Source organism: Shewanella sp. SP2S2-6, assembly GCF_031931965.1.
Taxonomy (GTDB): Bacteria; Pseudomonadota; Gammaproteobacteria; order Enterobacterales; family Shewanellaceae; genus Shewanella; species Shewanella baltica.
The window spans coordinates 133,173-155,132 of record NZ_JAUOEQ010000004.1 but is presented as its reverse complement, the minus strand read 5'-3'; the positions used below and the strand labels follow the sequence as shown (position 1 = coordinate 155,132).

Sequence of the window (21,960 nt, the reverse complement as noted above, 5' to 3'; positions counted from 1 at the left end):
GGCTACTTTGAGCCCCGTTTAGTCAGTGTTTTAGCGGCTGCACTCTTCGAGTAGATAAGCCAAATGGCGATAGGAAATGCCACTGTGTTGAGTCAAACCGACCTCACACATACGGTTGGCGTAATAGCCTTCCTTAATCTCGACAGGAATGAGCTTTTTGATATTACGCAGTGCACTGGCGTTGATTTCTGGTTTATACAAGCCTTTTTCACCCGCGTAACCACAGCAGTCAATTCCCGCAGGTTTAAGCACTTGGGCTGAGCACGCATCGGCAATCGCCTGCATCTTAGGCTCAAGTTTCATCTTACGGGCGCTACAACCTAAGTGCAGTGCTACATTGACTTTTTTGCTAATGTTGAGCTTAGTTAGCAAGTTGTCGTGCATAAACTCAACTAAGTCGATAATTTGTACTTTGGGGTTACCCGTGAGGGTGCGATAGGTACAAGACAGTGCATCGACGACCACAGGCAACTTGCCGCCGTTGGTCATTTTGCTCACCGCATCGATAAGCTCCTGGCGTTTGGCATCGGCATTTTTAAAGTCGCCCTTAGACTCCCACATTTGACCACAGCACAAATCGCGGGTCTTTTCAGGGGTAATCACGTTATAGCCCGCGCGTTCCAGTAGCGTGACGACGACTTCTGGCAGAGTGCGATTATCGGGATCTTTTGGCGTTGGGCCAAAGGTTCTGCCGCCACAAGCAGGGAAGTAGACCACAGTTTCTTGGCCCACTTTTGCAGGGGAGGGTTTTGGCAGTTTGCCGCCTTTGGGGAAATCCGGATTCCAATAGGGCACTTCTTTTGAAATCAAACGGCCGGTTTTCATCAGCGCATTGGTGATGCCATCGCCGGTGATTTTATGGATAACCCCGAGCATGTCAAAACCTGAGCTGATCACTTGGTTGACCGCGCCGAAGTGTTTGGCTTGGAAATCTAAGACTTTTTGCTCAGTGGTCGTGATGTATGGCGTGCGCAACTTACGCACCAGCTGGCCCATGCTGTTATCCACTGGACAGGCAATAGTACAAAGCTGGCAGGCGGCGCAGGTATCAACCACATCGTACTTAGCGGCGGCGCGCATTTCGGCTGCGGCGGCTTTATCACCGGATTGCTCTAAGCGCTCGATTTCACGCAAAGTGGCGATACGCTGGCGCGGCGAGAAGTTCAGTGCCGATGTTGGACAGGTTTTTTCGCAGAAACCACATTCGATACACTTATCGACAAAATCATCGACCACAGGGCAGGGCTTGATGTTTTTAACGTGGACATTGCTATCGTCGTTGAGGATAACACCTGGGTTTAAGATACCATTAGGATCAAACACTTGCTTGATACTTTTCATCAGGGTGTAGGCATCTTGCCCCCATTCTTTTTCGACAAACGGCGCCACAGCACGGCCGGTGCCATGCTCGGCTTTCATTGAACCGTCGTACTTATTAATCACCATATCGGCAATATCGTCCATAAAGGCATGGAAGCGGTCAATATCGGCTTGGGTAGAGAAAGTCGGCGTAATAATAAAATGGAAGTTACCCGCTAGGGCATGGCCATAGATACAGCCTTCAGGGTAACCATGTTTATGGAAAAGCTCAGTAATATCGTGTGCTGCTGCCGCTAGATGCTCGAGTTCGAAGGCTACGTCTTCGATAATGACCGAGGTGCCCTTTGGCCGCTCGCCACCCACAATGGGGAATAAGCCTTTACGCATTGCCCAATACTTGTCACAAACTGCTGGGTTAGTACTAAATTCCATTGGGCGAATAAAGTCAAAGCCGGCGAGTTTCGCGGTGACATCTTGGGTATAAGCCTCGAGGGTTTGCGCGTCATCGGCACGGGATTCGATAAGCAAAATAGCGGATAATGCGGGCAATTCCGATAACCAGTCCGGCATACCAGGTTTACCCGTTACCGCTTTGATGGATGGCCAGTCGAGGAGTTCCGCCGCAGCAACGCTCTCACCGTTGATCAATGGAATCGCGCGGGCGGCATCTTCCATATTGTGGAATACGGCCATGGCCGAGGCTTTAAATTTAGCCTCATTGACTGTGTTGTAGGTGACTTCGTTAATGAAGGCGAGGGTGCCTTCCATACCCACCATTAAATGATTAATGATGTCGAAGGGATCGGTAAAATCGAGTAACGAGTTGATACCATAGCCAGTGGTATTCTTGATCGAATATTTTTTACGAATACGGTCCGCCAATAGCGCATTATGGCGAGTCATGTGTGACAGCTCTTTGATCGCATCGAGTAGTTTGCCGTGGGTTTTAGCAAATTCAGCCTTTGATTTCTCACAGCCAGTATCTAGCTCTGTACCATCGACAAAAAGCAGCTTTGCAGAGGCGATCGTTTGGTAACTGTTTTGGGCAGTGCCGCAGCACATACCTGAAGCATTATTGGCAACAATACCGCCAATCTTAGCCGAGGCAATGGTCGCAGGATCGGGACCAATTTTGCGGTTAAGTGGCGCCAATACGGCATTGGCATCGGAACCAATGACAGCGGCACCTAAGGTAATTTGTTTGGCATCGCTACTGACTTCAATCTTTCTAAAACCATCATGACCAAGAATGAGCAGTATGCCCTCACCGATAGCTTGGCCCGATAAACTGGTGCCTGCTGCTCTAAAAGTCACGGGCGCATTATGCTTCCTGGCTACCGCTAAGGTCTGTTTAACTTGCTCTAGGGTCTCGGCATGGACTACGACTTCTGGGACGATTCTGAAGTAACTCGCATCGGTGGACCAAGCAAAACGACGGACGGGATCATCCGTGACAGGGTGGTCGCCTAATTGCACTCTTAGATCATCGATGACCAATTTGTAGTTAATCGACATTGCATTGCTCTCTTTGTAAACTGACAGAAGTCGAAGTCATAAGTAGTGACTTCGACTGCTCAATTAAATCAATGAATTAGAAACCACCCCATAGGGTTGCAATGGTTCCTGCCAATAGGGCATAACCGATGGCAACTGGCATAGTCTTACGGATAATTTCTGATTCTCTACCCGCCATACCCACCACAGTGGCAGCGGCTACCACGTTCATTACGCACATCATGTTACCGGCGTTCGCACCTATACCTTGTAGTGCCAAAACCAATGTGTGATTCATGCCAACATTGTCAGCCACACTGTATTGCAGACTGGAGAACATCATGTTCGAGAAAGTGGCTGAACCCGATAAGAAGGCACCAAAAATCCCTACTATAGGCGCCACCCATGCCCATACCGCCCCCATTGACTGGCCAAGCATATCGGCTAGGGCAACTGGCATAGAGGCAAGACCTGCACCATTAGCACCTGAGTTTAAGAAGATTTTCACCATAGGCACCGAAGCACCTAATGAAATAATGGTGGGTAACATGGACTTACATGACACACCGACAGTTTGCTTAATCGCAGGGCTTTTCATTTTGAACAGGAAGAAACCGAGAATACACACGGCGACGAAGAAGGCGCCTGGGGCGTATAGCGTCGCGAAGCTGGCCTTAAGTTCGGTGCCCATTAAACCTGTCCAGCTGATATTGAAGCTTGATAACCAGGCTTTAAGCGGCATAACTGTACGAGATAACACCAACAGTGCAGCCATGATTATATAGGGCGTCCAAGCGGCTATTTGTGAGAATTTGGCTGTGGCTTCAACCTTGACTCCCTCTTGAATGTCATTTTCGGCAAAATCATTCCAAGGAGTTTTAGGAAGCAAATAACCTTTGCGCGCAACAGGGATCACCAGTGCCATACCGATTAATGCACCGATAACCGCTGGGAATTCAGGGCCTGCGAGGTAGTTGATGATCCATGCGGGGACAGTAAACGCAAGGCCTGCAAAAATCGCAAATTTCCAAATCGCTAAGCCTTCCTTAAAGGATTTATTACGACCAAAGAATCCGGTCAGCATAGTCACCATGACCAGCGGGATTAATGAACCTGTGATTAAGTCGATAGTGATCATATGCATGACGATATATTGCGCGTAACCAGCATAGTTACCGCCATGTGCCGCAAATTGCTCCGCAGCCATGCTTACGCCACCTTGGATCAGACCCTGTTCCATCCCAAAGAGCACAGGTAAGCCAATCGCTCCAAATGATACGCAGGCTGAGTCGGCAATCAAAGCAACAACCGCAGCGGCAACCGGTGGTACGCCCAGCAGTACAAGCAGCGGTGCGCCAATCGCGGCGGGTGTACCAAAGCCTGCACTACCTTCGATAAAGGCGCCAAATAACCAACAAATGATAATGACCTGCACACGGGCATCGGCACTGATGTTAGTAAAGCCCGCACGGATGGTATCCATCGCACCTGAGTATTTCAGGGTATTGAGCAGGAATACCGCACCGAAGATGATGGTTAATGGAGTGATGGCTGATAGCAGTCCCTCAAGGACCGATGCCGCCAGTAATGTGGTATCCATTTGCCAAATAAACACAGCGGCGAGCGCAGTGACTACCATGGATATGGGCATAGCCTTTGATGCGGGCATTCTGAGTAACACTAAAAATAGCATTACACTGAGCACTGGCGTCAAGCTGGCGAGGAGTTGAAGTATTGTCATGCTTGCCTCTTCATAAAGTGGTCTGTCTTATTATTGATATTAGGATTTTTCATCTGCCTTCATGTCGACTTCCCAGACCAATAAATCAGCAGTTAATACTGCAAGTACTTACGGTCTCGACATTCTGTGTTGTGTACTAGACGCTATTGTGAGCTTGACTAATATGATCTAGATCATCTTGGCTGTTATATGAAATGCTAATTTACAGTGCTGCGGGGTGCTTCTCTCAGGGGATTTTCTTATATGTGACAATGATCACTTAGACTCTTGGATGTATATCTACTTTGGTTATATAAAATTGAGTTTGTTGTTTTTCTGGTTATTAAAAATAGAGCTATCACTCATATTTATCGTCATTATTGCAATTAACTGATCCATTTATTTCATTAATAGGCTCTTAATGATTTTTTAAGACATTTTTAAGGTGTGATTAAGATCACGCAAGGCGACGCCGTTGAATTAGAAAAATTGCACTGAAGTTTGTCAAGTGATTGTTTATATTGATTAAATTTATGATCGATAGGTGTTTTTTAATAGTGATGCAGATCACGCTTTTTAAAATCGAAATTTTATTGTGATGTAAGTCACTTAATTAAAATTACTTTAATTTGAAATTAAATAACCGTTATTTAAGTCACTTTCAGTTTTTTGAACAGCGGGATACTTCTCTTTCTACGAACTCAAAAAGAGCTTCTCGTCTTTAGCCGCCATTTTTATGGGAATATTTACAAAATAAAAAAGAGACGGAATACGTCTCTTTAATAGGGTAATTGGGTAAGTTATAGAAATAGGACCCATTATGGGAAATAGGACAAATATGCGCAGGCTTAAAACAACTTGCTGCCCCAGCCTAATTTTGTTCGCAGCACGTGGAAATAATTGTGACCTTTAGGATGAATTAAACGTAAACGTTCAGAGCTGCGGCGCACTATGATTTCATCGCCCGGTAACACGGCTAGATGCACGTGGCCATCACAGCTGACTTCGAGGTTCTCGCCATTTTCGGGTGACACAACCATTTTTATCGTGCTGCAGGCATCGACGACAATCGGGCGACACGACAAAGTGTGCGGGAACATAGGCACTAAAATCAGGGCCTGTAAATTAGGCGTCAGGATAGCGCCGCCAGCGGAGAGGGCATAAGCCGTCGAACCGGTTGGCGTTGACACTATCATGCCGTCGGCACGCTGACTGTACATAAATTGATCGTCAATATAGACCTCAAACTCAATCATGTGGGCAATTTTACCCGGATGGAGTACGGCTTCGTTGACGGCGGTATTGCTCGCCTTGAGCATACCGTGGCGATAGACTTCGGCTTCGAGTAAGAATCTATGCTCGGTATCGAACTCACCGTCGAGTACCTTGGCGAGCGCTTCTTCAAAGGCATCGGGCGGCAGATCGGTTAAAAAGCCTAAATTGCCGCGGTTAACGCCAATCACGCCTAAATCGAAGCGGGCTAATACCCGAGCTGCACCAAGCATGTTACCGTCACCACCGACGACTATGGCTAAGTCGCAGCGCGCGCCAATTTCTAGCAAATCGACCGCCTCGATATTGGGCCCTAGTTCGGTAGCAACACGCTCTTCCACTAAGACTTCAAAGCCTTGCATTGTCAGCCAATGATGCAGACGTTTTAAGGTTTGGTTGGTCCCTTGGTGATGAGGTTTGCCGATAAGGCCGATAGTATGAAACTTTGTGGTCATATTTATGCTAGATCTGGCCTTAGGCCTTGAAACGTCAAAATTGATCCCCATAATATGCCCAGAGTATTTCAGAAACAAAGCATTTTTAGCTGGAGTGAAAATGAGCAACGAATCGATTAAAGCAGAACAGGATCTGATCCAAGAGGGTGTAGAGTCTGAAGTATCTACCGCAGAAGCAAGTCTGATCGATGAGCTTACCCAGGCCAATTTCCGTATTGAAGAGCTGGAACAGTTACTCGCTGAAGCTTTGGCGAAAGTTGAAGAGCAGAAGGATTCAGTCATCCGCGCCGCAGCCGAGGTCGATAACATTCGTCGTCGTGCGGCAATGGATGTGGAAAAGGCGAACAAGTTTGCCTTGGAAAAGTTCGCCAATGAACTTTTGCCTGTGCTTGATAACATGGAGCGCGCGCTAATGGGTACAAACCCAGAAGATGAAGCGACTAAAGCGATTTATCAAGGTGTTGAGTTAACTCAAAAAAGCTTACTCACTGCGGTGGCTAAATTTGGTGTTAAGCAAATTGATCCACAAGGTCAGTCATTTAACCCTGATCAACATCAAGCGATTGGCATGCAGCCAAGCGCCGAGTTCCCTGCGAACACTGTGATGTTGGTGATGCAAAAGGGTTATGAGCTGAACAGTCGCTTGCTGCGCCCTGCGATGGTGATGGTGTCACAGGGTGGCCCAAACCAAGAAACTGCGACGATAGATATCGAAGCTTAAGCTTTATTGGATCAGCCGCTGTTATAAAAGACAGCAACAAAAAAGGACTGCAATTGCAGTCCTTTTTTATGGGCGGAATTTTTTATTGATAACATTTAGCGTCTTAACGAGATAAGCAAGTTCAGCCTATTGCGCTAGATAAGCATTGATTTGCGCCAGTATGCCTTCGGCATCCAGTTGCAAGTCATGGGTAACTTCCTCGGGTGAGCCATGTTTGATAAATTCATCAGGCAAACCAATTTGAAGCACGTCCTTGGGCATTCGCAGCTTTTGAAGCTGTTCAAGTACGCCAGTACCTGCGCCGCCCATGATGGCATTTTCTTCCACAGTGACGAGCACTTCGTGGTTTTGCGCCATCTCTTTGACTAAATCAACATCGAGCGGTTTTACAAAGCGCATATCGACAACCGTTGCATCTAAGCTTTCGGCAGCGGTTAACGCCGAGGCTAACAAGGTGCCAAAGTTGAGAATGGCAATGCGCTTGCCCACACGTTTGATCACGCCTTTACCAATAGGTAATGCCGTCATCGCTTCGACTTGCATCGCTCCCGTAGCACTGCCCCTTGGATAACGCACTGCACTTGGACCCGCATCATAGCAATAGCCAGTGTAGAGCATTTGACGACATTCATTTTCGTCCGACGGCGCCATGATCACCATGTTGGGGATGCAACGCATAAAGCTTAAATCGAATGCACCTTGGTGAGTTGGACCATCGGCACCGACAATACCGCCGCGGTCGATAGCGAACAATACCGGTAATTGCTGTAGCGCCACATCATGAATAAGTTGATCGTAGGCGCGTTGCAGGAAGGTCGAGTAAATCGCCACCACAGGCTTAAAGCCTTCACAGGCAAAACCTGCGGCTAAAGTCACTGCATGCTGCTCGGCAATCGCCGCATCGAAATATTGTTTCGGGAAACGCTGGGAAAACTCAACCATACCCGAGCCTTCGCGCATCGCAGGCGTAATCGCTAACACTTTCTCATCTTGCTCAGCGATGTCGCATAACCATTTACCGAAGACTTGGGAAAAGGTCGGTAAACCGGGTTTGGTGGCCGGCTTTTTAAACAGCGACGGGTCAAACTTAGGCACGGCATGCCAACCGATAGGATCTTTTTCAGCAGGTTCATAACCACGACCTTTCTTCGTCATGATGTGCAGCACCTGTGGACCTTTAAGATTGCGCATATTACGCATGGTCTCGACCAGAGCATCAACATCGTGGCCGTCGATAGGACCGATATAGTTGAAACCTAACTCTTCAAACAGGGTGCCTGGAACGACCATGCCCTTGAGGTGTTCCTCAGTGCGCTTGGCCATTTCTTTGATGACGGGCATGCCTTTCAACACTTTCTTGCCGCCTTCGCGCAGCGTAGTGTAAAAACGGCCTGACATCAGTTGTGCTAAATGGTTATTGAGGGCGCCGACATTTTCAGAGATCGACATTTCGTTGTCGTTCAATACCACGAGCATGTCATTGTGCAAGTCGCCAGCGTGGTTCATGGCTTCAAACACCATACCACCAGTCATGGCGCCATCACCGATCACGGCAACGACTTTACGACCCGCTTGTTCTTTTTCTGCGGCAATCGCCATCGCCAGTGCGGCGCTGATAGACGTGCCTGAATGCCCAACGCTGAAAGTGTCGTATTCACTTTCTTCACGCCATGGGAAAGGATGCAAGCCATCTTTTTGGCGAATGGTGTGCATCTTGTCGCGACGACCCGTGAGAATTTTGTGGGGATAAGCCTGATGGCCCACATCCCAAATCAGCCGATCAAAAGGGGTGTTGTAGACATAGTGCAACGCAACAGTGAGTTCCACTGTGCCGAGCCCAGAGGCAAAATGTCCGCTGGACATGCCAACAGACTTAAGAAGGAACTCGCGCAGTTCGTCGGCTACTTGTGGTAAAAGTGCCTGAGGAAGCTGGCGGAGTTCATTGGGGGTGTTGGCCTGCGCCAACACGGGAAACTGAGAAATGTCCAAACTCATAGCGAGATACTTCGACTCTTATTATATTCTTCGCTCAATGATATAGCGGGCGAAGTCTGCAATTAACTGGCTATTGTATGGCAATTTAGCCAGCGCTGATAGTGCCTCTTGGATCAGTTGTTTGGCGGTGTCTTGTGCACCTTGTAGTCCAAGTAGTTGTGGAAACGTACTCTTATTCGATTCAGTATCAGAGCCTTGCGGCTTACCGAGTTCTTCGGTGGTGGCTACTATGTCAAGGATATCGTCTTGTACTTGGAAGGCGAGTCCGACCGCACGGGCAAAATCCATCATAGCAGCATACTGATCTTTTGGCGCGTTCGCGGCGATTAACGCTAACTCAACGGCGCAACTGATAAGGGCGCCAGTTTTCATATTATGTAGCTGAGTTAATGCCTTAAGATCAATATGTTTATCGGTTGAGGCTAAGTCTATCGCTTGGCCGCCACACATGCCACGATAACCTGAGGCTTTTGCTAATACTCTGACCATAGCGATATGTTGCTCGCTGCTGATCCCAGCTACCGCTTCGGTGACAATTTCAAAGGCTAAGGTCTGCAGTGCATCGCCCGCTAAAATGGCGGTCGCTTCATCAAAGGCGATATGCACAGTGGGCTGACCACGGCGCAGCTCATCATCATCCATGGCGGGTAAATCATCGTGGATCAATGAATAAGCATGGATACATTCAATGGCTGCGGCGCAGGCATCTAATTTTTCGAGCTCGACCCCAAACATGCGTCCGACACTGTATACGAGGAAAGGTCGAATGCGTTTGCCACCCAATAATGCGCCGTAAGTCATGGCGGCTTTTAATTGGGGAGCGGTATCTTCAAGCGTACTAAAACGCTGTTTTAATTGATTATCAACCCGTTGTTGATATTCTTGAATGGCACTGACTAACACGCTTATTCGCCCTCAACGGCATAGGGGGATAGGGGCGCATTTTCATCTTGTTTCAGTAAAATGGCCACTTTTTGTTGGGCTTGTTCGAGTTTTGCTTGGCTATTTCGAACCAGATTGATGCCACGTTCAAATTGTTTTAACGCGTCATCGAGGGAGATATCGCCTTGTTCTAGATCGGTAACAATGCGCTCGAGTTCGCCAAGGGATTCTTCAAAACTGAGATTTTCGGGTTTCTTCGCCACGTTTATGCTTCCTTTGATTTAGCGGACACAAGGTATATCAGGGCGGCTTAAGGGTCAAATTCAGACTAAAGATATTTGCTCAATAGCACGCTTTGTTACTGAAATTTTTTCAGAAAATATAAATTGTCGCTAAACTTGCTTAGTGTGTGTCCGATAACTGACAATAGTATCATCATTTGTATGGTAATTTTTAACTTGATAGACAAGGCTCGCATGTGTGTCGTTGGAATTATCTTACTCAGTGGAACAGCTGAGTCTTATTGCTTACCTAGGGTGAGTATTATGTCGTTTATTACGAAAAGTGAGGAGCCGTTGTGGATTTAGCAACAGTAATTGGAATTGTGGGTGCCTTTGGTTTCATCTTAGGGGCAATGGCCACCAGCGGCGGTTTAATGATTTTCGTTGATGTACCTTCGATTCTTATTGTTTTCGGTGGGTCCTTCTTCGTGGTGATGATGAAGTTCAATCTTAAACAGTTTTTTAGCGCGGTAAAAATCGCCGCCAAAGCGTTTATTTTTAAGATTGATAAGCCAGAAGATTTGATTGAACAGTCCGTGACTATGGCTGATGCCGCCCGTAAAGGCGGTTTTTTAGCTTTAGAAGAAGCGCAAATTACCAACAGTTTCATGCAAAAAGCCGTCGACATGCTTGTTGATGGTCACGATGGTGAAGTGGTGCGCGCGGCCTTAGAGAAGGATATTGCGCTGACCGAAGAGCGCCATCGTACAGGGATCGGCATTTTTAGAGCGTTTGGTGACGTCGGTCCGGCAATGGGCATGATTGGTACGCTGGTGGGTCTTGTGGCCATGCTGTCAAACATGTCAGATCCTAAATCCATCGGCCCCTCGATGGCGGTGGCCTTGTTAACAACCTTATATGGCGCTATGGTCGCTAACATGGTTTGTCTTCCTATCGCGGATAAGTTAACGCTTAGGATGGGTGAAGAAATGCTGAACCGTAACTTGATTATGGATGCGGTATTGGCGATTCAAGACGGACAAAACCCTCGGGTGATTGAAGGCTTCTTGAAAAATTATCTGGCTGAGAAAAATCGCAAAATAGATACAACGGACGGAGAGTAGCCCATGGCTAAGGCTAAGTGCAACTGTCCACCGGCCGGAGCACCGATGTGGTTGGCGACCTTTGCTGACTTGATGTCGCTGTTGATGTGTTTCTTCGTGTTGTTATTGTCATTTTCCGAAATGGACGTAATGAAGTTTAAGCAGATCGCGGGCTCAATGAAGTATGCCTTTGGTGTGCAAAATAAGGTGGAAGTCAAAGATATCCCGAAGGGGACGTCAGTGATTGCCTTAGAATTTAGACCAGGACGTCCCGATCCCACGCCGATTGAAATTATCAACCAGCAAACTAATGAAATGACGGAACCTGTATTGGATTACCAAGCGGGTGAAGACGACAGTGCGGGCGGCGTACAGCAACAAAGTGGTTCCCAGCGTGGCGGCGAAGCCACTGCAACGGCGCAGGAAGTGGCTGATGCGGTTAAGGCCGAAGCGGCAGCGGCACAGGATAAGATCAATCAAGAAGTGAAGAAGATGGCGCAGGAACTCAATAAAGAAATCACCGATGGTGCGATAGAAATTGAGTCCTTAGGTCAGCAGATTATTATCCGTATCCGTGAGAAGGGTGCATTTGCCTCTGGTTCGGGCTTCCTTCAGCCTCGATTTAAACCTGTGGTGCGCTCTGTTGGCGAACTGCTAAAAGATGTGCCAGGGATTATTACGGTATCGGGTTACACGGATGATATGCAAATCAGCGATGAGCTTTATAGCTCTAACTGGGATTTATCCAGTAAACGTGCTGTGGCTGTGGCCCACGAGTTAGTACAAGTTAAAGGCTTTGATTCTAAAAGGATGAAAGTGGTTGGCATGGCGTCTAACAATCCGATAGTGCCAAATGATTCACCGGAGAATCGTGCCCGTAACCGCAGGGTGGAAATTGCCATTGAGCAAGGTAAAGCCAAGGAATCTGATGAAATTCAGGTTGGCAATTCGCCTTAGATAGGCTCAATACGCGCTGTATCTAAAGCCGCAATTCTGTTGCGGCTTTTTTTATTGGACTAATGCAGACTTTTCCCTTTTTAGGTCGCTTGGGTATATAATCCCCCGATTATTCTTTTAACCAATTTTGCTGTTTTAAAATTGCCCGCGGAAATCCCATGAAGTTTATTGTAAAGCTGTACCCAGAAATCATGATGAAGAGCAAGCCTGTACGCATGCGCTTCACCAAAATGCTTGAAACCAACATACGTAATGTGCTCAAAAAAGTCGACGAAGACGCTAAAGTTCAACGTCAGTGGGACCGCATTATGGTAATGGTGCCAAAGGATAAGCCAGAATTGGCCCAAGCCTTCGGTGAGCGTTTGGCGTGTATTCCTGGTATTGCCCACGTAGTACAAGTGGACGAGTACAGCTTTGAATCTGTAGATGATATTTATCAGCAAGTCTTGCCTGTTTACCGTGACCAACTCGCGGGTAAAACCTTTTGCGTGCGAGTTAAGCGCTCAGGCGATCACGATTTTAATTCTATCGAAGTGGAGCGTTACGTCGGCGGCGGCTTAAATCAGTTTACCGATGCTTTAGGCGTACGTTTAAAGAATCCCGATATTACTGTTAACCTTGAAATTGACCGCGATAATCTTTACATGGTCACTAAGCGTATTGAAGGCTTAGGTGGCTTCCCGATGGCGACGCAGGAAGATGTGTTGTCTTTGATTTCAGGTGGTTTTGACTCAGGTGTGTCAAGCTATCAGTTTATCAAAAAGGGCGCGCGTACCCATTATTGCTTCTTTAATCTGGGCGGCGCGCAGCATGAAATTGGCGTGAAGCAAGTGGCTTACCATTTGTGGAAAACCTACGGCGAATCCCACAAGGTGAAGTTTATCTCTGTACCTTTTGAGCCTGTGGTCGCTGAGATTTTAGAGCGTATCGATAATGGCCAAATGGGCGTTGTGCTCAAGCGTATGATGATGCGCACTGCGGCGCGTATTGCCGACCGTATGGGCATTCAAGCCTTGGTGACCGGTGAAAGTTTAGGCCAAGTCTCTAGCCAAACGCTAACCAACTTAAACGTGATTGACCGCTGTACTGAGCTGCTGATTTTACGTCCGCTGATTGCCATGGATAAACAAGACATTATCAACGAGAGCCGTAAAATCGGCACCGAAGATTTTGCCAAGTCTATGCCTGAATATTGTGGCGTGATTTCGCAAAAGCCAACGGTTAAAGCGGTATTAGCTAAAGTTGAAGCGGAAGAGAAGAAGTTCTCTGAAGATTTGATCGATCAAATCATCGCCCAGTCTGTCACTATTGATATCAGGGAGATCGCAGAACAAATGGATACTCGGATTACTGAGACTGAAACGGTCGCCAGTATTGATACCAACCAAGTGGTCATTGATATTCGCGCCCCTGAAGAAGAGGAAAGCAAACCGTTGCAAATTGAAGGCATTGAGATTAAACGTATCCCATTCTTCAAGTTAGCGACTCAATTTGCCGATCTCGATAAGCAAAAAAACTATTTGCTGTATTGTGAGCGTGGGGTGATGAGTAAATTGCAGGCATTGTATTTAATCGAGCAAGGCTACACTAATGTCAAAGTGTATCGCCCATAAATCCATGCAAACTTGCCCACTGACATGTCTTGTCAGTGGGAAGTGCCATAGGTCTAGGATACAAAAAAGCCGCATATTAATGCGGCTTTTTGTTAGGTCTTGGGTTGAAAACCCGAATTGGTGTTGTCTTATAAGCTATTAGGCTTAACGACCTGCTGATTTGATGCGACATCATCTGTGGCAATCAATAGCGTGGCTTCTTGCAGCACTTCTTGGTGCATTTTATTCATTGCAGCGGTTAAATCTGCAGTGATACTGGCTTGTAAGTCGCTAGTATCGATGACGATTTCGTCAACGAGTACATTAGCACTGGCATTTAAGCTGAGTGCTGAAATTATCGCTAACGCAAACGCTGATTTTAAATTAAACATAGTCGCCTCCGGGCTGACAAATTAACGCTGTCAGACATTCCCATCACCAACTTTGAGATTGTCCAACTAGGGTGTTTCATAGATATAAGTGTTTCGTGGATACCGCTGTTTCAATGGCGCAAAATTTAACCAAAATCACTGGCCTTTACAAACGATTAAATGTAACAATACGGATTAGAAAAACTAATTAAAAAACGAGACTGAGATCACTATGTCCAGACGATTACCACCGCTTAATGCGGTTAAAGCATTTGAGGCAGCCGCGCGGCATTTGAGCTTTACGCGCGCAGCAGAAGAATTGTTTGTTACGCAGGCTGCGGTGAGCCATCAAATAAAGGCATTAGAAGATTTCCTCGGATTAAAATTATTTCGCCGAAAGAACCGTTCTTTGCTTTTAACTGAAGAAGGGCAGAGCTACTTCCTCGACATCAAAGACATCTTTATTCAACTCGCCGATGCAACCGACCGATTACTTGCCCGCAGTGCGATTGGTTCACTGACGGTCAGTATGTCGCCCAGTTTTGCAATTCAATGGTTAGTGCCGCGTTTGGCAAAGTTCAGTGAGAAAAATCCCGATATCGACGTGCGTATTAAAGCCGTCGATACCGAAGCGAGCTCATTAACCGATGATGTGGATGTCGCCATTTATTATGGTCTAGGCAATTGGCCTGGCTTACGTGCCGATAAGCTCAGAAACGAAGTGCTCATTCCTGTGTGTTCGCCCATGTTGCTCAACGGCCCTAAGCCGTTGTCAAAACCGAGCGATTTAAAATATCACACGCTATTACATGATATGAATCGTCATGATTGGCAGGCGTGGTTTAGACAATGTGGGATTAACGATATTAATGTGAACCAAGGCCCAATTTTCAGTCATTCGTCCTTGGTATTGCAGGCGGCGGCCCATGGTCAAGGCGTGGCTTTAGGTTACAGCGTACTGGCGCGTCCCGATATAAAAGCGGGGCGTCTCGTGTGTCCATTCCAAGAAGTCTTGGTCAGTAAAGATGCTTACTACTTGGTTTGCCAGCAGAATCACGCTGAACTTGGTAAGGTCGTCGCGTTTCGCGAATGGATGTTAGACATGTTTGCTGAGGAGTCGCGTAGTGAGTTGTTGCCCGGATAAGCCAAGTTTTGTATTAGAGGGTGAGCCTGCGAGCACAATGATTTTAGTGGCCCACGGCGCGGGCGCTAACATGGACTCTGAGTTTATGCAGGCCATGTCGGCGGGGCTTGTGGCTAAGGGCTACCAAGTGATGCGCTTTAATTTTCCCTATATGCAGGCCAATGCCGTCGATGGCAAACGGCGTCCACCGGACCGCGCGCCTAAATTGCTCGCGTGTTTTACTCAGATGCTCGATATCGCTCATTCACAACCTAAGGTCGAGCGTGTCGTACTGATGGGCAAATCCATGGGCGGACGTATGGCGGCGCTATTAGCTTGCGATCCTGCATTAGCGGCGCGCATCGATAGGGTGATTTGTTTAGGTTATCCCTTTGTGCCACTTAAAGGCGGCGAGCCTAGATTGGAACCTTTGAATGAATGCCAAGTCCCAGTATTAGTCGTACAGGGCGAGCGGGATAAGTTCGGTGGCAAAGAGCAGCTCCCAAATTGGCCCTTGAAAGCTGAGATAGGATTGGCTTGGATAACCGACGGCGATCATAGTTTTGTCCCAAGAAAGTCGTCAGGCACCACTGAAGCCGCTAACCTTGCACGTGCCATTGATTTATCTAGCGATTTTATTGGTTAGCTTAATGTTGAGCTAATGAATGTTGAATGAGTTAAGCCCATTCCAGCAGGAGAGTTAAATGCGTAAAGGTCTATTGTTACTCGCCGCCGTGAGCGGATTTTTAGCCGTCGCCTTAGGGGCTTTTGGTGCCCATGGTTTAAAAGCAGTCGCGCCACCGGATTTGATTGACGTGTTTAATCTTGGAGTGCAATACCATTTCTACCATACCTTCGCCTTAATCATGGTTGCCTTTTCGGGCCAATGGTTAACCTCACGTTTATTGGATTGGTCGGCGTATTTGTTTATTGCAGGTATAGTGTTGTTTTCTGGCTCATTATACGGACTGGCATTGTTCGGCACTAAGTGGCTTGGCCCTGTCACGCCGATGGGAGGTGGGTGTTTCTTACTCGGCTGGTTATTATTTGCTGCCGCGGTATGGCGCCATAAAGTGATTGACGGTCACGAGTCTTAATCTCGAACGTCAATGTGAGTTAACAGGCTTAGGGCGCACCTAAGCCTTTTTTATTTTTCCAATCGCAATTCAAGGTTCCGCTGTAGGCAAATAGGGCATTTGTGGATTGAAATTGGTATACTGACGCCCAAATCGATAGTCAGCCAATGCTTTGGCTTGGATTTCTCAGGGATCCCCATGAAAAACCTATTTTTATTTTGCCGCGCAGGCTTTGAAAAAGAATGCGCTGCAGAAATCCAACAGCGAGCCGGTGAGCTCAATGTGGGTGGCTTTGTTAAGGCTAACAATAACGACGCCTATGTCGTGTACCAATGTTTTGAAGATGACGCCGCAGATACGTTAGTGAAACAACTGCCTTTAGATTCGCTCATTTTCGCTCGCCAGATGTTTGCTGCCAGCGACTTATTAGTCGACTTGCCTGAAAACGATAGAATTAGCCCAATCGTGGCGGCACTCAGTGACGTCAGCAAAGCGGGTGAAGTGCGGGTTGAAACGCCAGACACTAACGAAGCGAAAGAGCTATCGGCTTTTTGCCGTAAGTTCACTGTGCCTTTACGCCAGCATTTGAAAAAATCCGGCAGTTTGCTCGCGCAGGAAAATCCAAAACGTCCGATTATCCACGTGTGTTTTATCGGACCCGGCCGTGCCTATGTGGGTTATTCCTACAGCAATAATAGCTCGCCACACTTTATGGGTATTCCACGTCTGAAAATGGCGGCGGATGCTCCGAGTCGTTCTAGCCTAAAACTCGATGAGGCCTTTGGCCAGTTCGTGCCGAAGGAAGAGCAAGAAGAGCGTATTCGCAGTGGCATGAACTCAGTGGATTTGGGCGCTTGCCCAGGTGGCTGGACTTATCAACTGGTGCGTCGCGGCATGTTTGTGTCGGCTGTCGATAATGGTCCCATGGATGAGAAACTCATGGAAACGGGCCAAGTGAAGCATTACCGTGAAGACGGTTTCCGTTTCGAACCACAGCGCAAAAATATCTATTGGCTAGTGTGCGACATGGTTGAGAAACCAGCGCGCGTAGCTGAACTGATTGAAGCTTGGGCGATTAACGGTTGGTTTAAGGAAGCGATTTTCAACCTTAAATTACCGATGAAGAGCCGCTATAAAGAAGTCACTGCCATTCTTGAGACCATGCAGACCATTCTTAAAGAGAACGGCGTGACCGATTTTAAAGTGCAGTGTAAGCATCTTTATCACGATCGTGATGAAGTGACAGTGCATTTATGGCTGCGTCCTAATACCGCGTGGAATTAATTCCAGTGCTAACCTGCGTTGATCTTGCTGTCGTCTATCACGGTAATCGTTAGGCGGCTTTAAAAACTACGCAAGTTTAAAGCTACGCAGTTTTAAAGTCATGCAGGTTTAAAAGCCAAATAACAAAAAGCCCCAAAGGAAACTTCGGGGCTTTTTCGTATTTACTCATTTGAGTTTCAAACGCTTACTTCTTATGAAGCTGAAGCTTGAACAAGCGCGTTATAGACTCGCCTTAAACGCGCTCAGCATTGAGATCACAGACGCTCAAGAACCGCTTGAGTGAAGTCAGTCGTGCCGTGAGTGCCGCCTAAATCGCGAGTGGTACGGTCGCCTTCTTCGATCACTGCTGATACTGCTTTACGGATTTGTTCAGCTTTGTCAGCCATACCTAAATATTCCAGCATCTGGATAGAGGCTAAAATTACTGAGGTTGGGTTCGCGAGGTTTTTGCCCGCGATATCCGGTGCACTACCGTGAACGGCTTCGAAAATCGCGGCATCACGGCCAATGTTTGCACCTGGTGCCATACCTAAACCGCCGACTAAACCGGCACACAGATCCGATAAAATGTCACCGAACAGGTTGGTCGTTACGATCACATCGAAGTTTTCTGGGTTCATTACTAGCTTCATGCACGTTGCATCGACGATCATTTCTTCAGTCTTGATGTCTGGGTAACGAAGGCTCACTTCACGGGCCACTTTCAAGAACAGGCCTGATGTTGACTTCATGATGTTGGCTTTGTGCACGATAGTGACTTTCTTGCGGTTTTCTTTGCGAGCCAGTTCGTAGGCGAAAGTGGCGATTTGCTCGGCACCTTGGCGAGTCACGATACTGGTCGCTTCTGCCGTTAAACCATCGTCAGATACTTTTTGGCCGTGGCCAGAATACATGCCTTCGGTGTTTTCACGTACTGTGATGATGTCGATGTTCTCGTAACGCGCTTGGGTACCTTTGAAAGACAGTACTGGGCGCACGTTAGCGTACAGACCGAATTTTTTACGTAAAGTTACGTTGATAGAGGTAAAGCCTTCACCTACTGGCGTCGTCAATGGACCTTTTAGCGTGATACGATTTTTTTCGATTAATTCTAAGGTGCGTTGTGGCAGTAATTCGCCTTGCTTTTCGAGTGCAGTCAGGCCAGCATCGGCAAATTCATATTCAAAATCACAGCCCGCTTTATCGAGAATTTTTAAGGCTGAATCAATAATACTTGGGCCAATTCCATCACCTGGAATTACGGTTATCGTTCTTTTTGACATGGAGAAGTCCTTCCACGGTTCGTCGTTACTGCAATTGTCTGCCCCCAGCGTTAACTGGGTAGCAGGACTATGAATTTGGTATTTTTTCTGTCTATTATTTTAACCATCTTTGGTCAAACTTCACAGGAAATAGTGAGCAATATCACGATTTTTTATGTGGTATAACTTGTAAAAATACTGGGTTCTCACCATGATGGAGAGCCAATGGTTAAAAAAGTCTACTTTAGTCTAACAAATATATAAAAGAGGAAGACATTGAAGTTAATCCCTATCACATCTCTGGTGCTGTTATCCCTTGGACTATTGCCTGCAGTGCAGGCTGAAACCAGCACTAAACCGCTCACCCTCACAGACATCATGCACTTTGAGTCCCTTGATAAACCGGTTATCGCAGATAAGGGCCAAGTCATCGCGGTCGAGTCTGCGCCCGATCGCGGGGATAGTCACGTCATTGTGAAAAATGTGCTGTCGCAGCAAAGTTATCAAATTGCGGGTGGGTCAGATCCTTTAGTGAGTCACGATGGACGCTTTGTGGCTGTGGTGGTCAAACCGAGTTTGCTCACGCGTGAAACGAGTGATGCCAAGGCGAAGAAAAAACTCAAATCTGACATGGTATTACTCGATACCCAAACGGGCACTCAAACCCGCTTTGAGCGCGTGAAGGAATTCGTGTTCAGTGATGACGGTAAGCATTTGGCAATGTGGTTTGAGGCCGATGAAGAGTCTAAAAAAGACGCTGAGCCTAAAGCCAGCGAAAAACTCGCTGAAGCAGGCACACAAACCCCAGCGAAAGTGGATAAGCCAAAGGTTGATAAGTTTGACCAAGGCCGCCGTTTTACTTTGATCAGTTTAGACGATCAAACTAAGCGCATCGATGTTGAGCAAGTGACGGGTTATGTGTTTGATAAGGCGAGCCGCCGACTTGCGCTAGCGGTGAATGATATCGCCAATAAACAGCATCAATTGCAGTTAGTGGATTTACTTACCCACCAAAAAACCGTCGCTTTTGATTCGCCTAGCCAACAGGTTGGTGCGTTAGCGCTGGCTAAAAATGGTCGTTGGCTGGCGTTTACGCAGGGCAAAGATAGCGAGTTACCCTATGGTCGCAGCTATCAGTTATCGTTGGTCGATTTGCAATCGGGTAAAATCAGCAAAACTCCTGAGTCACCTGAGTGGAAACTCAATCGCTACACAAGTTTAAGCTTCTCATTGGACAGCGAACGACTGTTCTTCGGCCGCGTGCCAGAGGTGAGCCAGCAGCTTAGTTTGCAGAAAATCACCGAAGAAAAAGACCTGTTTAGTGCCGATATTGTTACCGGACAGCGCGGGCTTAAGGTGTGGCATGGTGACGACCCACGGATTAAACCCCACGAAATCAAGCAATATGAGGATGAGCAAAAACGCACTTACCTTGCGGTATTGCATTTAGGATCGAATAACGTGGTGCAGCTTGGCGATAAAACCGTGCCAGATGTGACGATTTCACAGCATAAGCGCTTTATGTTGGCGAGTTCAGATTTGCCCTATCGCAAGATGGCGACGTGGGCGGGTTTCTATCAAGACTATTATCTGGTCGACATTAACACTGGTAGTAAGGTGCCTTTTTTGACTCAGCAGCCGAGCGATGCCGAGCCAAGTTTGTCAGGTAACGGCAAGTATGTGGCTTATTATCAGCAAGGTAATGTGTATCTTTATGATATTGCTGAGGCTCATCGCACTAACCTGACAAGATCATTAAAGGTCAGCTTTGCCGATGAAGACCATGACTATCCATCGAGCGCGCCGGGATACGGTTTTGGCCCTTGGCTGAAAGATGACGCTGGGTTCTTGGTTTACGATAAATACGATGTCTGGCAGTTTAATACTGAATCTAAGGCGGGTTTTGCCTTAACCGCAGGTAAAGGGCGCACCCAGAAAATTCAATATCGTCTTGAGGGCTTAGTCGATAATCCCGATGAACCGACTGAGCTTGCCTATAACGCCACTGTGTTACTCCACGGTTATAGCGATAAAACTAAGGCCGATGGCTTCTACCAAGCGACGCTCGGCGCAGCGGGCGTGAAAACGCTGATGCAAGGCGAGTATAAGTTGACTGTGTTAGTACGCAGTAAAGACGCAGACACTATCGTGTTTTCTAAGGAGCGTTTCGACTTATTCCCTGACTTGTATACAGCTAACTATAGCGCCCCGCAAAATGCGCTTAAGCAAACGGATTTAGATAAGCAACGCCAAGCGTTTAACTGGAGCAAAGCCGAGTTAGTTCACTGGACGAATGGCGATGGTAAGCCGTTAGATGGCGTGCTGATCAAGCCGACCAATTATCAAGTGGGTCAGCGCGTTCCTGTGTTGGTTTATTACTATCGTTTTATGACGGATAGACTGCATGCCTTCCCGCAGATGAACATTAACCACAGACCTAATTTTGCTTGGTATATCAATAATGGTTATGCGGTGTTCCTACCTGATATTCGTTTTGAAATTGGTTACCCCGGCGCGAGTTCGGTGCAAGCGCTCACCTCAGGCGTGCAAAAGCTGATTGAGATGGGCATTGCCGATCCCGATGCTATTGGTCTGCAAGGTCATTCTTGGAGTGGTTATCAAACGGCGTTTGCCATCACTCAAACTAAGATGTTTAAGGCGGCGGTCGCGGGTGCGCCGGTATCGAACATGACCAGCGCCTACAGTGGTATTCGCCATGGTACGGGTATTGCGCGTCAGTTCCAGTATGAAACTGGACAGAGCCGTATTGGCGCGAGTTTGTTTGCCGCGCCGCAAAAGTATATTGAAAACTCTCCAGTATTTTACGCTGACCGAATTCAAACGCCTTTGATGATCATGTTTGGTGATAAGGACGATGCGGTGCCTTGGGAACAAGGTGTTGAAATGTACTTGGCCATGCGCCGTGCGGGTAAAGATGTGGTGTTCTTACAATATGAGGATGAGCCGCATCACTTGAAAAAGTACCCGAATAAGCTCGATTACAGCATTCGCATGATGCAGTATTTCGATCATTATCTGAAGGGTAAACCCGCGCCAGAATGGCTCAGCAAAGGCGAAGCCTATGTCGAGTACAAGGCTGATGATGAATAAGTGACTGATTTAGCTTATTGCT

At 47.2% G+C, this 21,960-nt stretch carries 17 protein-coding genes; 9 read left to right on the top strand and 8 right to left on the bottom strand.

Going from position 1 to position 21,960, the window contains the following annotated elements; all coding sequences use genetic code 11:
- Positions 1-30 precede the first annotated feature (30 nt).
- From Q4Q57_RS05215 to nadK, 3 genes are all read right to left on the bottom strand, one after another.
- Entirely contained in the window at positions 31-2,835 is a 2,805-nt protein-coding gene (locus tag Q4Q57_RS05215) for an FAD-binding and (Fe-S)-binding domain-containing protein (RefSeq protein WP_220776746.1), read from the bottom strand.
- 76 nt (positions 2,836-2,911) lie between these two features.
- Positions 2,912-4,555, bottom strand: a complete 1,644-nt coding sequence (locus Q4Q57_RS05210; protein WP_311890063.1) for an L-lactate permease — start codon at positions 4,553-4,555, stop codon at positions 2,912-2,914.
- Positions 4,556-5,382: 827 nt separating this feature from the next.
- Complete coding sequence (gene nadK / locus Q4Q57_RS05205; protein WP_106651138.1) at positions 5,383-6,261, bottom strand: NAD(+) kinase; 879 nt, start codon at positions 6,259-6,261, stop codon at positions 5,383-5,385.
- A gap of 100 nt (positions 6,262-6,361) precedes the next feature.
- On the opposite strand from nadK, the gene grpE reads away from it, so the two are divergent.
- Positions 6,362-6,982, top strand: coding sequence for a nucleotide exchange factor GrpE (grpE, locus tag Q4Q57_RS05200; protein ID WP_113941025.1), 621 nt, complete (start codon positions 6,362-6,364; stop codon positions 6,980-6,982).
- A gap of 126 nt (positions 6,983-7,108) precedes the next feature.
- On the opposite strand, the gene dxs is transcribed toward grpE, so the two are convergent.
- Genes dxs through xseB form a run of 3 tightly spaced genes read right to left on the bottom strand, consistent with a single transcriptional unit; the run spans position 7,109 to position 10,122 of the window.
- On the bottom strand, positions 7,109-8,977 hold the full coding sequence (gene dxs, locus Q4Q57_RS05195; RefSeq protein ID WP_311890062.1) for a 1-deoxy-D-xylulose-5-phosphate synthase: 1,869 nt from the start codon (positions 8,975-8,977) through the stop codon (positions 7,109-7,111).
- Positions 8,978-8,998: 21 nt separating this feature from the next.
- Positions 8,999-9,880, bottom strand: a complete 882-nt coding sequence (ispA, locus tag Q4Q57_RS05190; protein WP_106651136.1) for a (2E,6E)-farnesyl diphosphate synthase — start codon at positions 9,878-9,880, stop codon at positions 8,999-9,001.
- A gap of 2 nt (positions 9,881-9,882) precedes the next feature.
- Positions 9,883-10,122, bottom strand: a complete 240-nt coding sequence (xseB, locus tag Q4Q57_RS05185) for an exodeoxyribonuclease VII small subunit (RefSeq protein WP_311890061.1) — start codon at positions 10,120-10,122, stop codon at positions 9,883-9,885.
- A gap of 314 nt (positions 10,123-10,436) precedes the next feature.
- Here xseB and pomA point away from each other — a divergent pair, with 314 nt between their 5' ends.
- The 3 genes from pomA to thiI all read left to right on the top strand — a co-directional run bounded on the left by pomA (position 10,437) and on the right by thiI (position 13,753).
- Entirely contained in the window at positions 10,437-11,204 is a 768-nt protein-coding gene (gene pomA, locus Q4Q57_RS05180) for a flagellar motor protein PomA (protein ID WP_006085155.1), read from the top strand.
- 3 nt (positions 11,205-11,207) lie between these two features.
- Positions 11,208-12,140, top strand: a complete 933-nt coding sequence (locus Q4Q57_RS05175) for a flagellar motor protein MotB (protein WP_006080886.1) — start codon at positions 11,208-11,210, stop codon at positions 12,138-12,140.
- A 158-nt stretch (positions 12,141-12,298) separates the two neighbouring features.
- Complete coding sequence (gene thiI, locus Q4Q57_RS05170; RefSeq protein ID WP_311890060.1) at positions 12,299-13,753, top strand: tRNA uracil 4-sulfurtransferase ThiI; 1,455 nt, start codon at positions 12,299-12,301, stop codon at positions 13,751-13,753.
- A gap of 128 nt (positions 13,754-13,881) precedes the next feature.
- Here thiI and Q4Q57_RS05165 read toward each other — a convergent pair whose 3' ends face one another.
- Positions 13,882-14,124: a hypothetical protein gene (locus tag Q4Q57_RS05165; RefSeq protein ID WP_106651132.1), complete on the bottom strand. Its 243-nt coding sequence runs from the start codon at positions 14,122-14,124 to the stop codon at positions 13,882-13,884.
- A gap of 211 nt (positions 14,125-14,335) precedes the next feature.
- On the opposite strand from Q4Q57_RS05165, the gene Q4Q57_RS05160 reads away from it, so the two are divergent.
- The 4 genes from Q4Q57_RS05160 to rlmM all read left to right on the top strand — a co-directional run bounded on the left by Q4Q57_RS05160 (position 14,336) and on the right by rlmM (position 17,586).
- Complete coding sequence (locus Q4Q57_RS05160) at positions 14,336-15,247, top strand: transcriptional regulator GcvA (protein ID WP_006080889.1); 912 nt, start codon at positions 14,336-14,338, stop codon at positions 15,245-15,247.
- A complete protein-coding gene (locus tag Q4Q57_RS05155; protein ID WP_311890059.1) occupies positions 15,228-15,872 on the top strand; it encodes an alpha/beta family hydrolase in 645 nt (214 codons plus the stop codon). The genes Q4Q57_RS05160 and Q4Q57_RS05155 overlap by 20 nt, the downstream gene beginning before the upstream one ends.
- Positions 15,873-15,930: 58 nt before the next feature.
- Entirely contained in the window at positions 15,931-16,323 is a 393-nt protein-coding gene (locus Q4Q57_RS05150; RefSeq protein ID WP_006080891.1) for a DUF423 domain-containing protein, read from the top strand.
- A gap of 177 nt (positions 16,324-16,500) precedes the next feature.
- Positions 16,501-17,586, top strand: coding sequence for a 23S rRNA (cytidine(2498)-2'-O)-methyltransferase RlmM (rlmM, locus tag Q4Q57_RS05145; protein WP_011846285.1), 1,086 nt, complete (start codon positions 16,501-16,503; stop codon positions 17,584-17,586).
- A gap of 254 nt (positions 17,587-17,840) precedes the next feature.
- On the opposite strand, the gene Q4Q57_RS05140 is transcribed toward rlmM, so the two are convergent.
- A complete protein-coding gene (locus Q4Q57_RS05140) occupies positions 17,841-18,848 on the bottom strand; it encodes an isocitrate dehydrogenase (RefSeq protein WP_106651128.1) in 1,008 nt (335 codons plus the stop codon).
- Between the two features lie 255 nt (positions 18,849-19,103).
- On the opposite strand from Q4Q57_RS05140, the gene Q4Q57_RS05135 reads away from it, so the two are divergent.
- Positions 19,104-21,938 carry a prolyl oligopeptidase family serine peptidase gene (locus tag Q4Q57_RS05135; protein WP_311890058.1) on the top strand — a complete coding sequence of 945 codons (2,835 nt, stop codon included), beginning with the start codon at positions 19,104-19,106 and terminating at the stop codon, positions 21,936-21,938.
- Positions 21,939-21,960: the final 22 nt, after the last annotated feature.